The sequence below is a fragment of the Pseudomonas sp. B21128 genome (genome assembly GCF_044218865.1).
Lineage (GTDB): Bacteria > Pseudomonadota > Gammaproteobacteria > Pseudomonadales > Pseudomonadaceae > Aquipseudomonas > Aquipseudomonas iridis.
In genome coordinates this window covers 3,502,670-3,519,172 of the sequence record NZ_CP162590.1, presented here as the reverse complement: position 1 = coordinate 3,519,172, position 16,503 = coordinate 3,502,670, and the positions used below count along the sequence as shown (strand labels likewise).

Annotated in this window: 14 protein-coding genes; 6 read left to right on the top strand and 8 right to left on the bottom strand. The window is 60.5% G+C overall.

Annotated features, from left to right (window positions below):
• The first annotated feature begins 101 nt into the window (after window positions 1-101).
• A complete protein-coding gene (locus AB4P91_RS15665) occupies window positions 102-1,301 on the top strand; it encodes an MFS transporter (protein ID WP_395603147.1) in 1,200 nt (399 codons plus the stop codon).
• Here the strand turns inward: AB4P91_RS15665 and AB4P91_RS15660 are convergent.
• The 5 genes from AB4P91_RS15660 to AB4P91_RS15640 all read right to left on the bottom strand — a co-directional run bounded on the left by AB4P91_RS15660 (window position 1,298) and on the right by AB4P91_RS15640 (window position 6,795).
• Window positions 1,298-1,843 (bottom strand): cytochrome b, encoded by a 546-nt coding sequence (locus AB4P91_RS15660; protein ID WP_047301987.1) that lies wholly within the window; start codon window positions 1,841-1,843, stop codon window positions 1,298-1,300. The genes AB4P91_RS15665 and AB4P91_RS15660 overlap by 4 nt on opposite strands.
• Entirely contained in the window at window positions 1,840-2,946 is a 1,107-nt protein-coding gene (locus AB4P91_RS15655) for a catalase family peroxidase (RefSeq protein ID WP_150592342.1), read from the bottom strand. The genes AB4P91_RS15660 and AB4P91_RS15655 overlap by 4 nt, the downstream gene beginning before the upstream one ends.
• A 120-nt stretch (window positions 2,947-3,066) precedes the next feature.
• The gene (locus tag AB4P91_RS15650) at window positions 3,067-3,831 is read right to left on the bottom strand and encodes an enoyl-CoA hydratase-related protein (protein WP_395603146.1); all 765 of its coding nucleotides are present in this window, start codon (window positions 3,829-3,831) and stop codon (window positions 3,067-3,069) included.
• A 52-nt stretch (window positions 3,832-3,883) separates the two neighbouring features.
• Window positions 3,884-5,218, bottom strand: coding sequence for a hypothetical protein (locus AB4P91_RS15645; protein ID WP_395603145.1), 1,335 nt, complete (start codon window positions 5,216-5,218; stop codon window positions 3,884-3,886).
• A complete protein-coding gene (locus tag AB4P91_RS15640; RefSeq protein ID WP_395604967.1) occupies window positions 5,215-6,795 on the bottom strand; it encodes an amino acid adenylation domain-containing protein in 1,581 nt (526 codons plus the stop codon). Before AB4P91_RS15640 ends, AB4P91_RS15645 begins: the two co-directional genes overlap by 4 nt.
• A 270-nt stretch (window positions 6,796-7,065) precedes the next feature.
• On the opposite strand from AB4P91_RS15640, the gene AB4P91_RS15635 reads away from it, so the two are divergent.
• From AB4P91_RS15635 to AB4P91_RS15620, 4 genes are all read left to right on the top strand, one after another.
• The gene (locus tag AB4P91_RS15635; protein WP_150597276.1) at window positions 7,066-7,572 is read left to right on the top strand and encodes a sigma-70 family RNA polymerase sigma factor; all 507 of its coding nucleotides are present in this window, start codon (window positions 7,066-7,068) and stop codon (window positions 7,570-7,572) included.
• The gene (locus AB4P91_RS15630; protein WP_150688787.1) at window positions 7,569-8,324 is read left to right on the top strand and encodes an anti-sigma factor; all 756 of its coding nucleotides are present in this window, start codon (window positions 7,569-7,571) and stop codon (window positions 8,322-8,324) included. Before AB4P91_RS15635 ends, AB4P91_RS15630 begins: the two co-directional genes overlap by 4 nt.
• A 233-nt stretch (window positions 8,325-8,557) precedes the next feature.
• On the top strand, window positions 8,558-9,688 hold the full coding sequence (gene zapE / locus AB4P91_RS15625; RefSeq protein WP_395603144.1) for a cell division protein ZapE: 1,131 nt from the start codon (window positions 8,558-8,560) through the stop codon (window positions 9,686-9,688).
• A gap of 127 nt (window positions 9,689-9,815) precedes the next feature.
• Complete coding sequence (locus AB4P91_RS15620) at window positions 9,816-11,129, top strand: leucine-rich repeat-containing protein kinase family protein (RefSeq protein ID WP_150688789.1); 1,314 nt, start codon at window positions 9,816-9,818, stop codon at window positions 11,127-11,129.
• Between the two features lie 126 nt (window positions 11,130-11,255).
• Here AB4P91_RS15620 and AB4P91_RS15615 read toward each other — a convergent pair whose 3' ends face one another.
• Window positions 11,256-11,960, bottom strand: a complete 705-nt coding sequence (locus AB4P91_RS15615; RefSeq protein ID WP_395603143.1) for a YebC/PmpR family DNA-binding transcriptional regulator — start codon at window positions 11,958-11,960, stop codon at window positions 11,256-11,258.
• A gap of 221 nt (window positions 11,961-12,181) precedes the next feature.
• Between AB4P91_RS15615 and AB4P91_RS15610 the strand changes: the two genes are divergently transcribed.
• On the top strand, window positions 12,182-13,585 hold the full coding sequence (locus AB4P91_RS15610; RefSeq protein ID WP_395603142.1) for a type VI secretion system Vgr family protein: 1,404 nt from the start codon (window positions 12,182-12,184) through the stop codon (window positions 13,583-13,585).
• Between the two features lie 69 nt (window positions 13,586-13,654).
• Here AB4P91_RS15610 and AB4P91_RS15605 read toward each other — a convergent pair whose 3' ends face one another.
• Window positions 13,655-15,046, bottom strand: a complete 1,392-nt coding sequence (locus tag AB4P91_RS15605) for an FAD-dependent oxidoreductase (RefSeq protein ID WP_395603141.1) — start codon at window positions 15,044-15,046, stop codon at window positions 13,655-13,657.
• 73 nt (window positions 15,047-15,119) lie between these two features.
• A complete protein-coding gene (locus AB4P91_RS15600) occupies window positions 15,120-16,445 on the bottom strand; it encodes an MFS transporter (protein ID WP_150592352.1) in 1,326 nt (441 codons plus the stop codon).
• Window positions 16,446-16,503 lie beyond the last annotated feature (58 nt).

Genomic DNA, 16,503 nt, shown 5'->3' with positions numbered 1-16,503 from the left:
GTTTTGTGTAATGCACAGCCTTGCTCGATCAGGTTGCAAAACAAAACCAGATTATCTACTGTGATTCTGGTTTTAATCTGAAACCTAAAAGGAAGCCGGGTATGAAACCTCATTCACTCACCAACAGCGTGATACTGCTCTTTGCCGTTGCCTGTGGTCTGGCCGTGGGCAATGTGTATTACGCGCAACCGCTGCTCGACGCGATGGCCGAAGCGTTTGCCATGTCGCCGGCAACCATAGGCATCGTGATTACCCTGACTCAGGTCGGTTACGGCGTCGGCCTGGTATTGCTCGTGCCACTTGGCGATTTGCTCAACCGACGACGATTGATCGTCGCGCAGACGCTGCTATCGGCCGCGGCGTTGCTGATGATCGCGCTGGCACCCAGCAGCCTGTGGCTATTGATCGGCATGACCTTGACCGGTCTGCTCGCCGTGGTGACGCAAGTGTTAGTGGCCTATGCAGCGACGCTGGCGATCCCGGCACAGCGCGGGCGCGTGGTTGGCGTGGTCACCAGCGGCATCGTGGTCGGCATCTTGCTGGCGCGCACGGTCGCAGGCGCCATGGCCGATCTGGCTGGATGGCGGGCAATTTATCTGCTGTCGGCGGGGCTGACGTTGTTGATGGCTTTGCTGCTGTTTCGTGTGCTGCCCAAAGATGAAAACCCACAACCGACGACAACCTATAGCGCCTTGATCATCTCGGTATTCAGTCTGTTCAGAGAAGAGCCGGTACTGCGCCAGCGCGCAATGCTCGCCCTGCTGACTTTCGCCAGCGCCATGGTGCTGTGGACGCCGATGGTGCTGCCGCTAGCCGCCCCGCCGCTGTCGCTTTCCCACACCGAAATCGGATTGTTCGGACTTGCCGGTGCCGCAGGCGCGCTGGCCGCCGCCCGCGCCGGGCATTTGGCTGATCGAGGTCTCGGCCAGTGGGTCAGTGGGTTATCGCTGTTGTTGATGCTCGGCTCGTGGCTGCCGATCGCCCTCACCCAATCCTCGCTTTGGGCGTTACTACTCGGCGTAATCACCCTGGATCTGGGCTTGCAAGCCGTGCACGTCACCAGCCAAAGCATGATCTACAGCGTGCGCCCGGAAGCACAAAGCCGCCTCACCGCGGGTTACATGTTGTTCTATTCGATCGGCAGCGCACTGGGTTCGATCGGCTCTACCGCCATGTATGCGTGGGCCGGATGGATCGGCGTGTGCTGGCTCGGCGCGGGCATCAATGCCCTGGCGTTGGCGTACTGGTACCTGACGCTGAGAAGCGGCGCATCTTCGCAATGCGCCGCTCAGGCAGGCTAACGGCGATCACGCCCGCGCAACATGCTGTCGAGCACCTCGTCGCGGCGCACCCAGCCATGGAACAGCGCCGCCGCCAGGTGCAGCAGCACCGTCAGGAACAACAGATACGCCAGATACCCATGGGCCTTGCGCAGCAACGCAAACAACTGCGCATCGGCCGGCACAATTGACGGTAACAGCAGCGAACTGCTGAGCATCACCGGTTCGCCCGACGCACTGATCATCGCCCACCCGAGCAACGGCAGCACCAGCATCAGCGCATACAGCAATACATGCGAAGCCTTGGCCGCCATCACTTGCCAGTTCGGCAAATCGGCGGGCAGCGGCGGTTGCCGAGTGGAAAACCGCACCAGAAGGCGCACGATCACCAGCGCCAGAATCGCAATACCCAATGGCTTGTGCAGATGGATCAGCCATTCATGCCGCTCGGAAACCGAAGTGACCATGCCGGCGCCAATAAACAGCATGGCGATGATCATCAGCGCCATCAGCCAATGCAGCAGCCGCGCCAGCAGCGCGAAATGAGTCGGTTGAGCGCTCATGGACGAGCCTCCTGTTTGGCGGCGGGCAACTGGCTGACTTCGCTGGTGCGTCGCAGGTAGGAATCGGCGTAACCGGCGGAGCGAGCCGCCAGCAACGGATCGTCGGAACCTTGAATCCCGGCCGGCAGCACCAGCGGATCGTAGTTGATGTCGCGGCACTCGCCGCTCAGTTGCGGTTGAGTTCGCTCCAGCACCAAGGTGCCGGCGTTCAGCACCTTGCGCCCCTCGGGCCAGGTTTTGCTGGCGTCGTTCACCGGGTCATCGGCATTGGCCAAGGTAATGTTCAACTGAAAACGCAACGGTGCGGAGGCCAATCGTTGCACCAGGTCTTTCTCCAGAAAATCGCCCCCCTCAGGCGCAGTGGCACCCGCAGCGTCCTGCGCCAAGGGTTTCATGCTCCAGCGCACGGCCTGTTTTTTGCCACTGGCATCCACCAGATAGAACGCGTTGACGCTGTTATACGTTTCAGTGGCGTAACTGGCGGATGGCTTGGCGGTCTTCACCCAGGTCAGAAATGGCACGGCTTCCGGGTGCGCTGCAAAAAACGCGGGCACCTTGGTCGGATCCGGTTTGCCGGTGGCCGGATCCGGCGACTGCGCCTGTTGCAACTGATAGAACGCCTCAGGCGTGCCGACCGGGAACACCGGCATGCTGTTCATCCCGGTGCGCCATTGCTGACCATTGGCCTGAGTGAATCGCAGCGCCAGGCTGCGGATCGGCACGCTGCTGTCCGGTGCATAAGGATTGCCCGCCGGCAGCGCGAAACGCCCGACCACTGGCGTGCGTGGATCGTTGAACACCTGCGCGGTGGAGAACACTCGCGCCTCGCCACTGCTCTCAAAATGCCCGATCACGCATACGCCTTTGGCGTGATTACGGCGAAACCCGGGATGCACGCCGTTGTTCTTCTCCAACACATCGACCAGCGCTTTGGGCGTCAGACGTTGTGGGTCAAAGGTGCCATGAACGTAGGCAAAAGCCCCGGCCACGGCAGCGACTACCACGGCAATGGCGCCAAGACGCAATACCAGGCTCGCGGCACTCAATGGCGCGCGCTGCGGCCCGCCGGGTGGTGCCGCGTTGAGTGAGCTGCGATCAACCATGAAAGACTCCAGGGCCATCGGCCATAGGGAAAGGTGCTATGAGACGCACGCCTCGTAGGATTATTCCCTTTGAACTGTAGTTTCTTTCAGATCACTGCGTCTGCTGATGCGTTGAGCACGTTAAATCTGCTCAAAACGTGGCGTGCGCTTCTCCAAAAATGCCTGCATGCCTTCTTTTTGCCCCGGTGTGGCGAACAAGCCGTGAAACACTCGACGCTCGAACAGGATGCCTTCGCGCAACCCGACTTCCTGAGCGCGATCCACCGCTTCACGCGCGGCCAATAGGGCCGTTCGTGGAAACCCGGCAATCTGCTGCGCAACCGCCAGCGCCTGTTCAAGCAAGTCATCGGCGGCTGTCACGCGCGACACCAATCCCGCCTGCTCGGCCTCCCGAGCACTGATCGAGCGTCCGGTCAGGATCATGTCCATGGCTTTTGCCCGGCCGATAGCGCGTGTCAGACGCTGGGTTCCGCCCATGCCCGGCATGACGCCGAGCGTGATCTCAGGCAACGCAAATCGCGCTGACTCGGCGGCGATCAGCACATCGCACATCATGGCCAACTCACAGCCACCGCCATAGGCATACCCCGCCACTGCAGCTACTTTCGGAGTTTTGAACCCGGCGAAGGCATCCCAACCGGCGAAGTAGTCCTGCTCAATCATTTCCAGGCAGGTCTTTGCGTACATTTCCTTGATATCAGCGCCGGCAGCAAAGTACTCATTCGTACCGGTAATAACGAAACAACCGACACCCGGATCATTGTCCAGGCCTCGCAGGCAATCGAGCAGTTCACTCATCATTTGGTGACTCAGGGCATTGCGGGCTCGCGGGCGATTGAGCCGGATCAGCACAACGCGTCCGAGTCTTTCGATCAATACGTTCATGTTCATTGCCTTCCTTGGATTAAGTAACAGTAAGAAAACTATCGATGCGGTGTCAGGAATCCCAAATAGCCCCGTAAGCAGGGATACCCCTGGCTTCCATTTCCTCGACCACGCGTTCCGTCAATGTCTGATTGGATATGCAAATCACCGCCTCCGCGCCGAACGACTGCACCGCGCAATACGCCAGCTTCACCAGGTCGGGTTTGCCTGACACATCGGTGTCCCAGATCAACGCATCGGGCTGCGCCGCGAGAATTTCGTCCACCAGTGCGTCGCCATACGTGGCTCTGGGACTTCGGGTCGACCAGATCAGGCGTATGGGTATTTGTTGGGCCAACAAGTGCGGCAACACCGGGCCAATCCCGCTGCCGGTGGCGATATACACCACTGCTTTGAACAACGTTTCAATGTGGGCCACCCCAGCGGTGGTAATGCCTTTGACCCAGACGTGGGTCGGCGCCTGCTCGATGAAATCGCCCGTCCAGTCCCCCGCCCGGGAAATGATCAGTCGGAAACCGTCCTCCCCCGGCGCAGGAATATTGGCGAACGAATGCCATTCCCACAGTGGGTTGCGACTGATCGCAGTGGCTGAACCAGCAAACGGTGTGTGGTGATCGAACCGGGCTATCACCGCGTGGGAGGAAAGTGGCACCACACTGACAGGGACTTGGCGCAACCGCAGCCACGGCAAGGTAATGCTGAATGTCACCAGCAACAGCATCCAGAACGAGGCAGATCGCAAGAGGACATCCGTCAGCGCCGCCGTGGGATGTTGCTCCCTGACAAACACCAGTGTCATCGCCCAGAACATCGCGAGCGCGGCCCAACCGGCGAAGCGGTGGGTGCGCTCGAAAGCATTATGAAAACGCGCGCGAATGATCGGCAACGCCATGATCGCCACCAGTAAAAGCAGCACGAGCAGGCCGCCGCTCAGCCCGATCAGGGTCAACGAAACGCCGCTCGGACCTTCAAACTTCAGCCAGATCATCGAGCCGAACAACAGCGCAAACCAAACAATGGCTGCCATCGCGCCACCGCTGTGCAGACCACCGAAATGGTAGACCTTGGCCAACGATCGGCGAATCGCCAGGGGCCAGGACGTCGGCGCCCGGGTCGCCAGCCAGAACAAGCCATTGATGACGTACTGCTGCCGAATCAGTATCGCCATCGACAAATTCGCGACGACCAACCCGGACAGGGTTTGCAACGCTACGCCTGAAGTCGACCACCACTGGCCGATGTTCAAACCGTAAACCAGGGCGGCAATGTTGACGGCGAACACCAGCAACACCAGACGGTTGTAATGCGAGAACATCGGCAGCGTTCCCAAACGCCGCCACAATGCGCGCCGCGGCGGTAACACGATCGTCGAATCCACGCGGCTCATGCCTGCACCTGCTGCTCGGCGCGAGCGTGTTGTGCCTGATGCGCCACGGCCCACTGGAGCAACAAACGCTTGTCGACCTTGCCTCGGGATGTCAGCGGAATAGCATCCACAGCGAGAATCAGCGAGGGCACGCAATAATAAGCCAGGCGCTCTTCGCAACGTTTTCGCGCCACTTCAACGTCTGTGATGGCGGGATAGACGAAGGCCACCAGATGGCGACTGTCGAGCTTGAGGGTGACCGCGCGCTCACAGTCCGGCGCAGACTCCAGTGCCGCTGACACCGAATCAAGCTCCACCCGAAACCCCCTGACCTTGACCTGATCATCGACACGCCCCAGGTGTTCCAGCTCACCGTTCGCCGTCCAGCGTCCCAGATCCCGGGTACGGAACATCAAACGTCCCTGCCCCAGAAACGGATCGGGCCGATAGCGTTCGTGGGTCAGTTGCGGATTTCCCAGATAACCGGCAGTTACGCAGTCACCGCCCGCCCACATCTCGCCTTGCTCGCCCGGAGCGCAAAGCTGTCCAGCGTCGTCGAGTACATAAACGGTGTTGTTGGGCGTTGGCTTGCCGATCGTCAATGCACCCGCGCCGCGATAGTGCTGCATGGTATTGACGATGGTGGTCTCGGTCGGCCCACAGGCATTATAAAAAGTGCAAAACGCCGCCCAACGATCCGCCAGCGGTTGTGGGCAGGGCTCGCCAGCCAGAGCGACCACTTTTACCTGACGGCAACGGGCAGGATCGAGCGTAGCGAGAATCGACGGCGTCGCAATCAGCACGTCACAGCGCTCGGCGGTTTGCGCGATGTCCTTGCCACGGATCAACAGCGTTGCTCCGTTGGCCAGACAGCACAGTACTTCCCAGGCCGCCATATCAAAAGCGATGTTCAGGATCTGGCCGACCTTCAGGCCCGGTCGCATACCAAGATTGCCGGGCTCGGTCAGCAAAATATTGCACACATTACGCTGCGTCACGCGAACGCCATTGGGCAGTCCGGTTGTGCCCGAGGTGAACAGGACAAAGCACAGTGAATCCGGCGAGGACGTCGTGCCACACCGATTCAAGTCGTCGCTGGCGACGCTCGGCAGTTGAATGAATTCATCCAGGTGGATGCACTGTTGATCCGTGGTCAGAGGAATCGCCCGCGCCAGTCCGGACAGTGTCAGTACGACCCGAACCTGGGCAACCGCCATGATATGACTGAGCTGCGTAGCGGGGGTGATGCCGACGTGTTGAGGAATGTAGGCCGCCCCGGTTTTCAGCACGGCCAGCATGCCCACCAGCATCGGGATCGAACGCTCGACAAACAGCGCCACATGATCGCCCGGGCCCACACCCTGCTTGAGCAATGTCGTGGCGAGTCGATTGGCCTGGCGGTTCAACTCGCCGTAAGTGATGGACTGGCCCTGATATTCGGCCGCGATTGCGTCAGGCCGGCCAGCCGCTTGCAGTTCAATTGCGCGATGGATCAACGTAGCGTCAGGCGTAACGCTCGGACCGCAGCCGAAGCGTTGCCATGGGTTGGACTCAACGAACGGATTCGGCTCCGCGTTCGATGTCGACCGGTTATTCATCGCAAATGCTTGCATGGGGCTTCCCTTTCCTTTTCTCAACGATTTATTTTTTCACGTTGGGCTCCGCATCCTTGGGTTGCGCCGCTAGCCAACGTGATTGACAAATGGGTTGAGCAGGGAAATTTGAATCCATTACACGGCTTACAAATCGCAGCGAACTATCCTACGAAGAAGGGAGAAAAATTTTTCCAACCGGCGGATGGAATAACCATCCTTGAGGGGCGTCTTTCTTCTCAACATCGCCTTTCGGCAAAGAGCAGCCCCCTCGCCATGAACGAGCTAGACGAACAACTGCGTGAACTGATCCCCAGGCTTCGGCGCTTTGCCGTTTCGTTGACGCGCAACAGCAGCAGCGCCGACGATCTGGTGCAGGCGTGCCTTGAGCGAGCCCTGTCGAGTTGGGGCGGCAAGCGCGCTGACGGTGATGTGCGGGCCTGGCTGTTTTCTATTCTCTACCGGCAGTTTCTCGATGCCCATCGCCGCTCGCGCCGTTACGCGCGGATGCTCGAGTTTTTCACCGGTCGCGACGATGCCGAACCGTCGACCGAGCGCACTGTGATCGCCCAATCGACCCTGCAAGCATTCGACCGACTGCCCAGCGAACAGCGCGCGCTTCTGCTGATGGTCTCGGTTGAGGGCCTTTCCTATAAAGAGGTTGCCGAGATTCTCGACACCCCGATCGGCACCGTGATGTCGCGCCTGTCCCGCGCCCGCCAGGCTTTGCGCCAACTCAGCGACGGCGAAATCATCAGTCCTTCTTTGCGGATACTCAAATGATCAGCATGCCTCCCAGCGAGCGTGACCTGCACGCCTACGTCGACCACCAACTCAGCGACGCCGACCGGCGCGTGCTGGAAACCTGGCTGGCCAGCCATCCGGACGAAGCCGCACAGGTTCGTGGCTGGCAACAGGATGCCCAGCAACTGCGTGCGGCACTGAGCGGCGCCTTGCAGCAACCGGCCAATCCTGCGCTTGATCCGGCGATGATTCGTCTGCGCCGCCAGCGTCAGTCGCGCCGCCATCTGGCCACCGCGGCGGTGCTACTGATCGCGGTGAGCGTCGGTGGTTTCAGCGGTTGGCAGGCACGGGAAATGACCCTCGTGCGAGCCTCCGCGTTACCCATGACCGACGCCCTGCAGGCCTATCGGTTGATTGCCCAGCAAGGCATGCTGCCCGCGGATTACAAGGTCGAGGGTGCTGGCGACATGCAGCGCTGGCTTGATCGTTATTTCACTCAGGTCAGTCGCTTGCCAGATTTGACGGCGGCGGGGTTTGAGCCCGTCAGCGGGCGCTTGCTGAGTACCGATGAAGGGCCGGCGGCGATGGTGATGTATCAAGATGCGAGTGGGCACAAGGTCAGTTTTTATGTGCGACCACCCGGGCCGAAAAACACCTTCTTGCCCAGAGGCAGGCGCAGTGATGGGGATCTTCAGGCCGACTACTGGTCAGGCGGTGGTTACAACTACGCGATGGTCAGCCCGGTTGATACGCCGGCCGCGCCACTGCTCAAGCAATCGCTGCAATTCTGAAAACCAGCGCAGACCGGTGGGTTCAAAACCCACATCCAGCACCACATTGTTCAGGATTGAAATATGGGCATCACCCCGTGACCATGACGTCCAGCACATCCGAGTAGCGACTGACCCGTCGCACTTCGGCCAGACTTTCGATCCGCGCGCACGTAGCAGGCCAGCGGCACGCCCGGTTAAACTACGCCACGGCGCTGCTGGGCGCCGGTTCGCTGAACACGGAGTAAACCAAAGTGCCCGCCCACCCACCGAAACGATCGCGACTGACCCAGCGCTGGCCGGTGCTGCGCCGTTTGTTCGGCAAAGGCACGCCTGGCAAAGCAGGCCATGACGCCAGCGCCCAGTTGATCCGCGATTACTTCCGCCATAAGGCCAACGGCCAGGGTTACACCCTCAGCCACAGTCAGCTGCGAGTGATCGACTGCATGGCGCAGCAGGCCAGTCTGCTGTTCAGCGCAACAGCGCAAACCCCGCCGAGCCTGTATCTGCACGGCAGCGTGGGGCGCGGCAAGAGCTGGCTGCTGGATGGCTTCTTTCAGGCACTGCCGATCACGCAGAAACGCCGCCTGCATTTCCACGAGTTTTTCGCGCAGTTGCATCAAGGCATGTTCAGCCATCGCGAACAGGACGATGCGTTGGCCATAACGCTGGATGAATTGCTGTTGGACTGTCGGGTACTGTGTTTCGACGAGTTTCATGTGCATGACATTGGCGACGCGATGCTGATCACCCGCCTGTTCAAAGCATTGTTCCAGCGGCGGGTTCTGCTGTTGGTGACCTCCAACTATCCGCCCGAAGGCCTGTTGCCCAATCCGCTTTACCATGCGCGATTCAAACCGGTGATCGAGCTGATCAACTCGCGCATGCAGATCATGGAGGTCGGTGGCCCTCACGACTACCGCAGTCAGACGCGCAACCATGCGCATCAGGTGTTCACTCAGGGACGCTACGTGTGGCCAGCCACGCCCGCTCAGCGTGAGGCGCTGAACCTGCCGACGCAAGATGCACCAGCCATTTCGTTAACCGTTGGCATCCGGCCGTTTCGCGCACGTTTTTGCGAGGATCGCCGCGTCGGCTTCACCTTCGCTGACCTGTGTGAACAGCCGACGGCGGTCATGGACTATCTGCAATTGTGCCGACGCTTCGACCACTGGATCATCGACGGGCTGCCGGAGCTGGGCGAATGCTCGATTGCCGCACAGCAGCGGTTCATCAATTTGATCGACGTGCTCTACGACCAGGACAAGCACCTGACATTGCTCGGTCGGTTGCCACTGGGCGAAAGCCTGGCGGGTCAGGTTATCGATCTGGCCCGGACCCGCAGCCGGCTGGGGCAGTTGCAGGAAGAACACAGCACGGACTGACCTGCCTCGATTCCCAGTGGGACTCCCACCGTTAAAGCCGAGTCAAGATCCGATAAAATTTCAAAGCACAGCTTTGCCGCTATCATGTCGCCCATTCCCAGCGACCCCTCTATTAGCGAATTCCTTCATGCATACCCTTGCTCAATTGCGCGCCGGCGAATTGTCGGGCATCACGCGGCTGGACCTGTCCTGCGGCCTGACCGAGTTCCCGGCAGAAATCTTCGATCTGGCCGACACCCTGGAAATCCTCAATCTGAGCGGCAACGCCTTGAGCTGCCTGCCGGATGACCTGCATCGTCTGACTCGATTGCGCGTGCTGTTCTGCTCCGACAACCAGTTCACCGCGCTGCCCGCCTGCCTTGGCCAATGCACGGCCCTGACGATGATTGGCTTCAAGGCCAACCGCATCGCCGACGTCCCTGGCGCCGCCCTGCCACCGCTGCTGCGCTGGCTGATCCTGACGGACAACTGCATCGACACCTTGCCAAGCGAACTGGGTGAACGTACGCACCTGCAAAAACTCATGCTGGCGGGCAATCGCCTGCAATCGCTGCCTTCGTCACTGAGTCATTGCCACCGCCTGGAACTGCTGCGCATCGCTGCCAACCAGTTGACCGAGTTGCCCCACTGGCTACTGACGTTGCCGAGCCTGACGTGGCTGGCCTACGCCGGCAATCCGCTGGAAACCGAGGCCGACGCCGCGGCGCTTGAAGCCACGCCGCAGATCGACTGGTCCGCGCTGCGTCTGGAGCAACAACTGGGCGAAGGCGCTTCCGGTGTGATTTCCAGTGCGGCCTGGCAACGCGCCGATGGTGCGGTGACGCCGGTTGCGGTGAAGCTGTACAAAGGCGAAATGACCAGCGATGGCTCACCACTGCATGAAATGAACGCCTGCATCACGGCCGGTTTGCACCCGAATCTGATTCGAATTGAAGGTCGCATCCACGGCCATCCCGACGGCCAGCAAGGTTTGGTCATGCAACTGATCGATCCAAGCTTTGCCAACCTGGCAGGACTGCCGAGCCTGGCGTCCTGCTCGCGGGATGTCTACGCCGAGGATCGCCACTTCAGCGCACAGGTTGCACTGCGCATTGCCATGGGCATTGCGTCGGCGGCGGCGCATCTGCACCAACAAGGCATCACCCATGGTGATCTCTACGGACACAACATTCTGCTGAACGAGCAGGGTGACTGTTTACTGGGGGATTTCGGCGCAGCGTCGTTTCATGCCACCACCGACAGCGTGGAAACGCGGGCGCTGCAGCGCATCGAAGTGCGGGCGTTCGGGGTCTTGCTGGGGGAATTGCTGGCGCGGATCGAATCGGGACTGAGTGACGAGCGACGTGAGGTGCTTGAAGCGCTGGAGCAGCGATGCTGTCAGCCCGATGTGCTGGCGCGGCCAGGGTTCAGTGAAGTGATTGAGGTATTGCAAAAGGCGTGACCGCGGCGCGGTCAATCGCGGGCAAGCCCGCTCCCACAGGGTGTATGGCGATCACGGAATTTGTGCACGACGCCATACCTGTGGGAGCGGGCTTGCCCGCGATGACGGCTCTACTGAATAAACAAATCAGCCAGCCAGACCGACGAACATATCCTGCACGTCATCATGGTTGTCGAGGCCTTCGAGGAACGCTTCAACCTCAGCCATCTGCTCATCGCTCAAACCGCTGACCGGGTTTTTCGGCTGGTAGCCGAGCTTGGCCGACAGCACGGCGAAGCCTTGTTCCGGCAGGGCTTTCTGCACCGCGTCGAGGTCGGTCGGATCGGTGATAAACAGGGTCGCGCCCTCTTCACCCGGCTCAAAATCCTGGGCACCGGCTTCGATCGCCGCCATTTCCGGATCGGCGTCCGGAGTGTCCGCCGAGGCTTCGATCATGCCGACGTGGTTGAAGTCCCAGGCCACCGAACCGGAAGCGCCCAATTGGCCCTTGCGGAACGCCACGCGAATTTCCGCCACGGTGCGGTTGATGTTGTCGGTGACGCACTCGACAATCAACGGCACCTGATGCGGGGCGAAACCTTCGTAGGTCACGCGGTGGTATTGCACGGTTTCGCCCAGCAGGCCGGCGCCTTTCTTGATGGCGCGGTCAAGAGTTTCCTTCGGCATCGAGGCTTTCTTGGCCTGTTCGACGACCAGGCGCAGGTGCGCGTTGGTCGCGGTATCGGCACCGTTACGCGCAGCAATGGTGATTTCTTTCACCAGTTTGCCGAAGATCTTGCCCTTGGCATTGGATGCCGCTTCTTTGTGTTTAACCTTCCACTGTGCGCCCATTACTCACTCTCTTGATCTGTGGCGCCGAGACATCTATTGGCCGACGCGTGGCGCCAAGTTTATACGGCCTAAAGTCGGCAATCGACCAAAAAAATCCACTGTTGAATCGACATATTCGCCGGACCTTGTAGGGCGATTCTGAAAACCACCTTTGACATGACCATTCAGCGCTGCGGTTTCGTACCCTCTGAGGCCCGTATCGCCTGACAGAGCCTGTCCGAATGCTCAATGACAAGGAAAGTCCGTTTACCCTCACCCTGACCGACAGTGGATTATGCCTGCCGGTGGTGCGTTTCAATGGCGAGGAAGCGCTCAACCAACCCTACCGCTTCGACATCGAACTGATCGGCCTCACCCCTGCCGTGACGCCGGGCACGCTGGTGCAGCAACCGATATTTCTAAGTCTGGACGACCATCATGGCATTCACGGCATGATCGACAGTGCCAGTTGCGAATATCGCGGAGCGCACCGCATCGGCTATCGACTGATCGTGGTGCCGGCGCTGCAACGGATGGCGCAGCCGAGCAAACGGCGGGTGTTCGTGCAACTGAGCGTGCCGCAGATTCTTGAACAGTTGCTCGCTGAAAACGCCCTGCCGGCCGACAGCTACCGAATTGAAATGACCGTGGGTCAGTATCCGGCGCGTCCCTTTTGCGTGCAGTTCGAGGAAAGCGATCTGGCGCTCCTACACAGGCTTTGCGAAGAAGAAGGCATTCACTATCACTTCGAGCACAGCACCGACGGGCATGTTGTCGTGTTCGCCGATGACAGCCTGAGTCTGCCGCAAGAACCGTCACTGGTGCCGTTCATGGAGGATGAGCAAGCCTCCTCGCCCTGCGTCAGCTCGTTGTACCAGCACCACCACGCCGCGCCCATCCCGACGCTGCACGCCGTGCGCAATCGAGGGCTACAGACTGCCGACGGGGATGCGGCCAATCAGCCCCCGTCAAAACCGTCGCTGCCGATGCCTTCGCCCCAGCAACGCCACAGTGAACAACGCAGTCGTCGCCATCTGGAACGGCAACGTTGCCAACACCGGTCAATCAATGGCCGCAGTGACTGCATCGGTTTGTTCAGCGGGCACTTGTTGCAGGTGACGGAACATCCGATCAGCCAATTCAACGAACAATGGCGCATCACCCGCCTGCGCCATCACGGGCAACATCCATCGATTCTGGACCCGGCAGCCACTGTGCACCGTTACTACAACGATTTTACTGCCCAACCGTGGTCAACCGACTATCGCCCGCCACTTCAGCAACCGCGACCGAGCATTGCGGGCTATCACCTGGCGCAAGTGCTGGGAACTCCGGGACAACCTGCGCGGCTCGATGCGCAAGGGCGGATCGCCGTCAGGTTGTGGCCATCGCAATCGCCACCCGTCGCCGACACCGACACCGAAGCCATCTGGCTACCCATCGCCATGCCCCGAGCCAACGGTCGAATCGCCCCTGATGAATTGCCCAGCGTGGGCAGTGAAGTGTGGGTGAGTTTTCTCGACAGCGATCCGGACCGGCCGATCCTGTGTCTGGGCAATACACGCAATCCCACACCCCGCGAAACACCGTCCGCGACTGACAGCCGTCTGTTGCTCGATTGGCTGCTCAGCGGAACCCACCTGTGACCTGAAGCTCTGTAGGCGCTGGCGAAGGCAGCGCCTACAAGATAGGGGTGTTTTGCAGTTATGCGGTTGTCAGCCCTTGTCAGCCTTGCCCGCCGCCGCGGCAAATTTGGCGAGGCGCACGTCCAGATGCCGGGGCCGGTGGCCATGGTCTTCGGCGCGCTCCTTGCGGCGAATGGCGTTACGCACCATCAACGATCCCAGGTAGCGAATGGGCTCCGGCGGGAAATAACCCATCGGCCCGTTGACCAGTGGCGAGCGCGTCCACGGATTGTCCAGCCCCTGCACCAGTGACGCCAGGATCTGCCCGCCCATGTGACACGGGCCGACGCCGCTGCCGGAATAGCCGAAACCGTAAAACACATTGCCGCTGCTGCTCATCTGACCGAAAAACGGCAAACCGGTGACCGAGCGATCTGACGGGCCGTTCCAGGTCGCGTCGACTTTCACGTCAGCAAACGCCGGGAAAAAATCGCCGAGGCTCGTTTTGAGCAGGTCCGCGTAAGGCGATGGCTGATCGAACACCGGCAACATCCGCCCGCCAAAGGCGAAGGTGTTGCCGCCCTTACCGAGCATGATCCGGCCATCCGGGGTGTTGTGGTAGTAGTGCACGAAAATCCGTGAATCAAGCACGGTGACCCCACTGGTCAAGCCGATTTCCTGCAACAGATCCGGACGCGGCTCGGTGATCAGCATGTCGCTGGAGACAATCGCCACACTGCGTTTGAATTGCGGGAAGGCGCGGGCCATCCACGCGTTCATCGCCAACACCACGCGGTCTACCTGCACATTGCCGTTGGCCGTGCGAATGCGTGCGGGACGGCCCTCCTCCAAACCGGTCATTGCCGTGTTTTCGTGAATTTTCACGCCCAACTCCAGTGCTACACGGCGCAACCCGCGCACCAGTTTGCCGGGTTGCACACTGGCTGCTGCCGGCGAAAACCAGCCCTCCAGATGCTTGCTGGAACCGGCCATGCGCTGCACATCAGCCACCGGGCGCTGAGTGAACGAGTTGATCCCGTTGCGCTCAAGCGCAGCGATTACCGCGTCAGTCGAACCGACCTGCGCACGGTTGGTCGCGGTGTATAGCGTGCCATCGAGCCGGTAGTCGGCATCGACGCCGTACTGCTCGCAGAACTCGCCGATCGCATGAATGCTGCGTTCGGATTCCTTGACCAGACGCACCGCTTCCTCAACGCCGAACAAGCGCTCAAGCGTAAAATATTTGGCCGACCACGACAGCGCACACCCGCCGTTACGCCCGCTGGCGCCGGCGCCGCAGATGTCGGCTTCGATCAGCAGCACATCGAGTTCGGGGTTTTGTTGCTTGAGCATGATCGCCGTCCACAACCCGGTGTAACCACCGCCGACGATGCACACGTCGGTGCGCACGTCGCCCTGCAGCGGCGGGCAGGTTTCGGAGGTGTCGGCCTGCAGGGCCTGCTCCAGCCAAAACGGTCTCATGGGTTTTCTCCAGTCAGTTGGCCACGGCACAGCCTGCCGCGAACACCGCAGCAGGCCGCGAGGCAAAGGGGTTTCAGTTACGCAGGGGTTTGATCGTCAAGGGGCAGTTGGGGATGGACGCGCGCGGCTCCATGAACCCGACCGGACGGCTGTTCCAGTGCGGAATCAACACCAGCGCCGAGAACAGTGCGCAACCGGCGAAGACGATGAACACCGTCACCGTGTCGAAGTAGCCCGGCAGCAAGCCGCCCAGCACGGCGCCGACCGAGCCGCAGCCATTGACGAATCCGGCGGCGGTGGCCCCGGCCTTGGCTTTGCCGAAATCGATGGCGGCCGCGCCGCTGATCATCGAGTCGGGTCCGTACAGGGTCAGGCCCATGACAAACAGCAATGCCACAACCAGAAAAACACTGCCGGTCTGCAAGGCAGCCATGAACAGCGCCAGCGTCACCGTCAGCGCCAGCAGACTGATCACACAGGCTGGCATGCGCCGCGCGCCGAACAATTTGTCCGACGCCAGACCGATCATGATCGGACCAAGCAGCCCGGCCAGCTCGAACGAAGTGGGGATGATCGCCGCCCCCACCTTGCCGACGCTGGGCATTTGTTCAAAGACTATCACCGGGCCCCACAGCAGGATCGCGTAACGCGCCGGTTTCAACATGAAATACGCCAGGCCCAGCACCAGCACCGTGCGATTACGCAGGATTTCCTTCAACGGCTCCCAAACGCTGAGCTTGCTGTTGGCTTCGGTCTCTTCGGCGGTTAACACAGGCTCCGGCTCCACCGCCGGCAGGCCGACATCTTCCGGTTTATCGCGTTGGAAGATAAAGAACAACACCGCCACCACCGCCACCACTGCCGCACTGGAAAAAAACGCCGCGTGCCAGCTGCCAACAAGCGTGTAGGCCCACCAACCGGCGAACGGCGACGCCACCAGCCCACCAAATGCGTAGCAAGAACTCCACAAGCCGAGCACTCGCCCGCGCTGTTTGGACGGGAAGAAACTGCCAAGGTTTTTACACAAACCCGACCAGCCCGTGGACTGCGCCAACCCTTGAATCAACATACAGGTGGCGAAGATCGGCAGCGTGGCGAAACTGCCCATCACCAGCGCCGCCGCCGCAGAAATCAGCAAGCCTCCGAACACCACGACCCTTGGGCCGAAGCGGTCAGCGAGCATGCCCCAGGTGAATTGGCCGATGGCGTATGCCGCCAGATAGATGGCATCGAGGTTGGCCATGGTCATTTTGTCGAGCATGAAATCTGGATCTTCGCCGATGCCCAGTTTGGCCACCGAGAAGGCTTTGCGAGTGAAATAGAAAGCGGCGTACGCGAGCCATGTGATAGCAAAAATCTGCATGCGCCAACGCGCAATGGTGCCGATGTGCTTATTCATTGTGGTTCTGACCTCAGGGTGTGAGTGTGCCGGCAGAATCGTTAAGTAAACGCCTGTG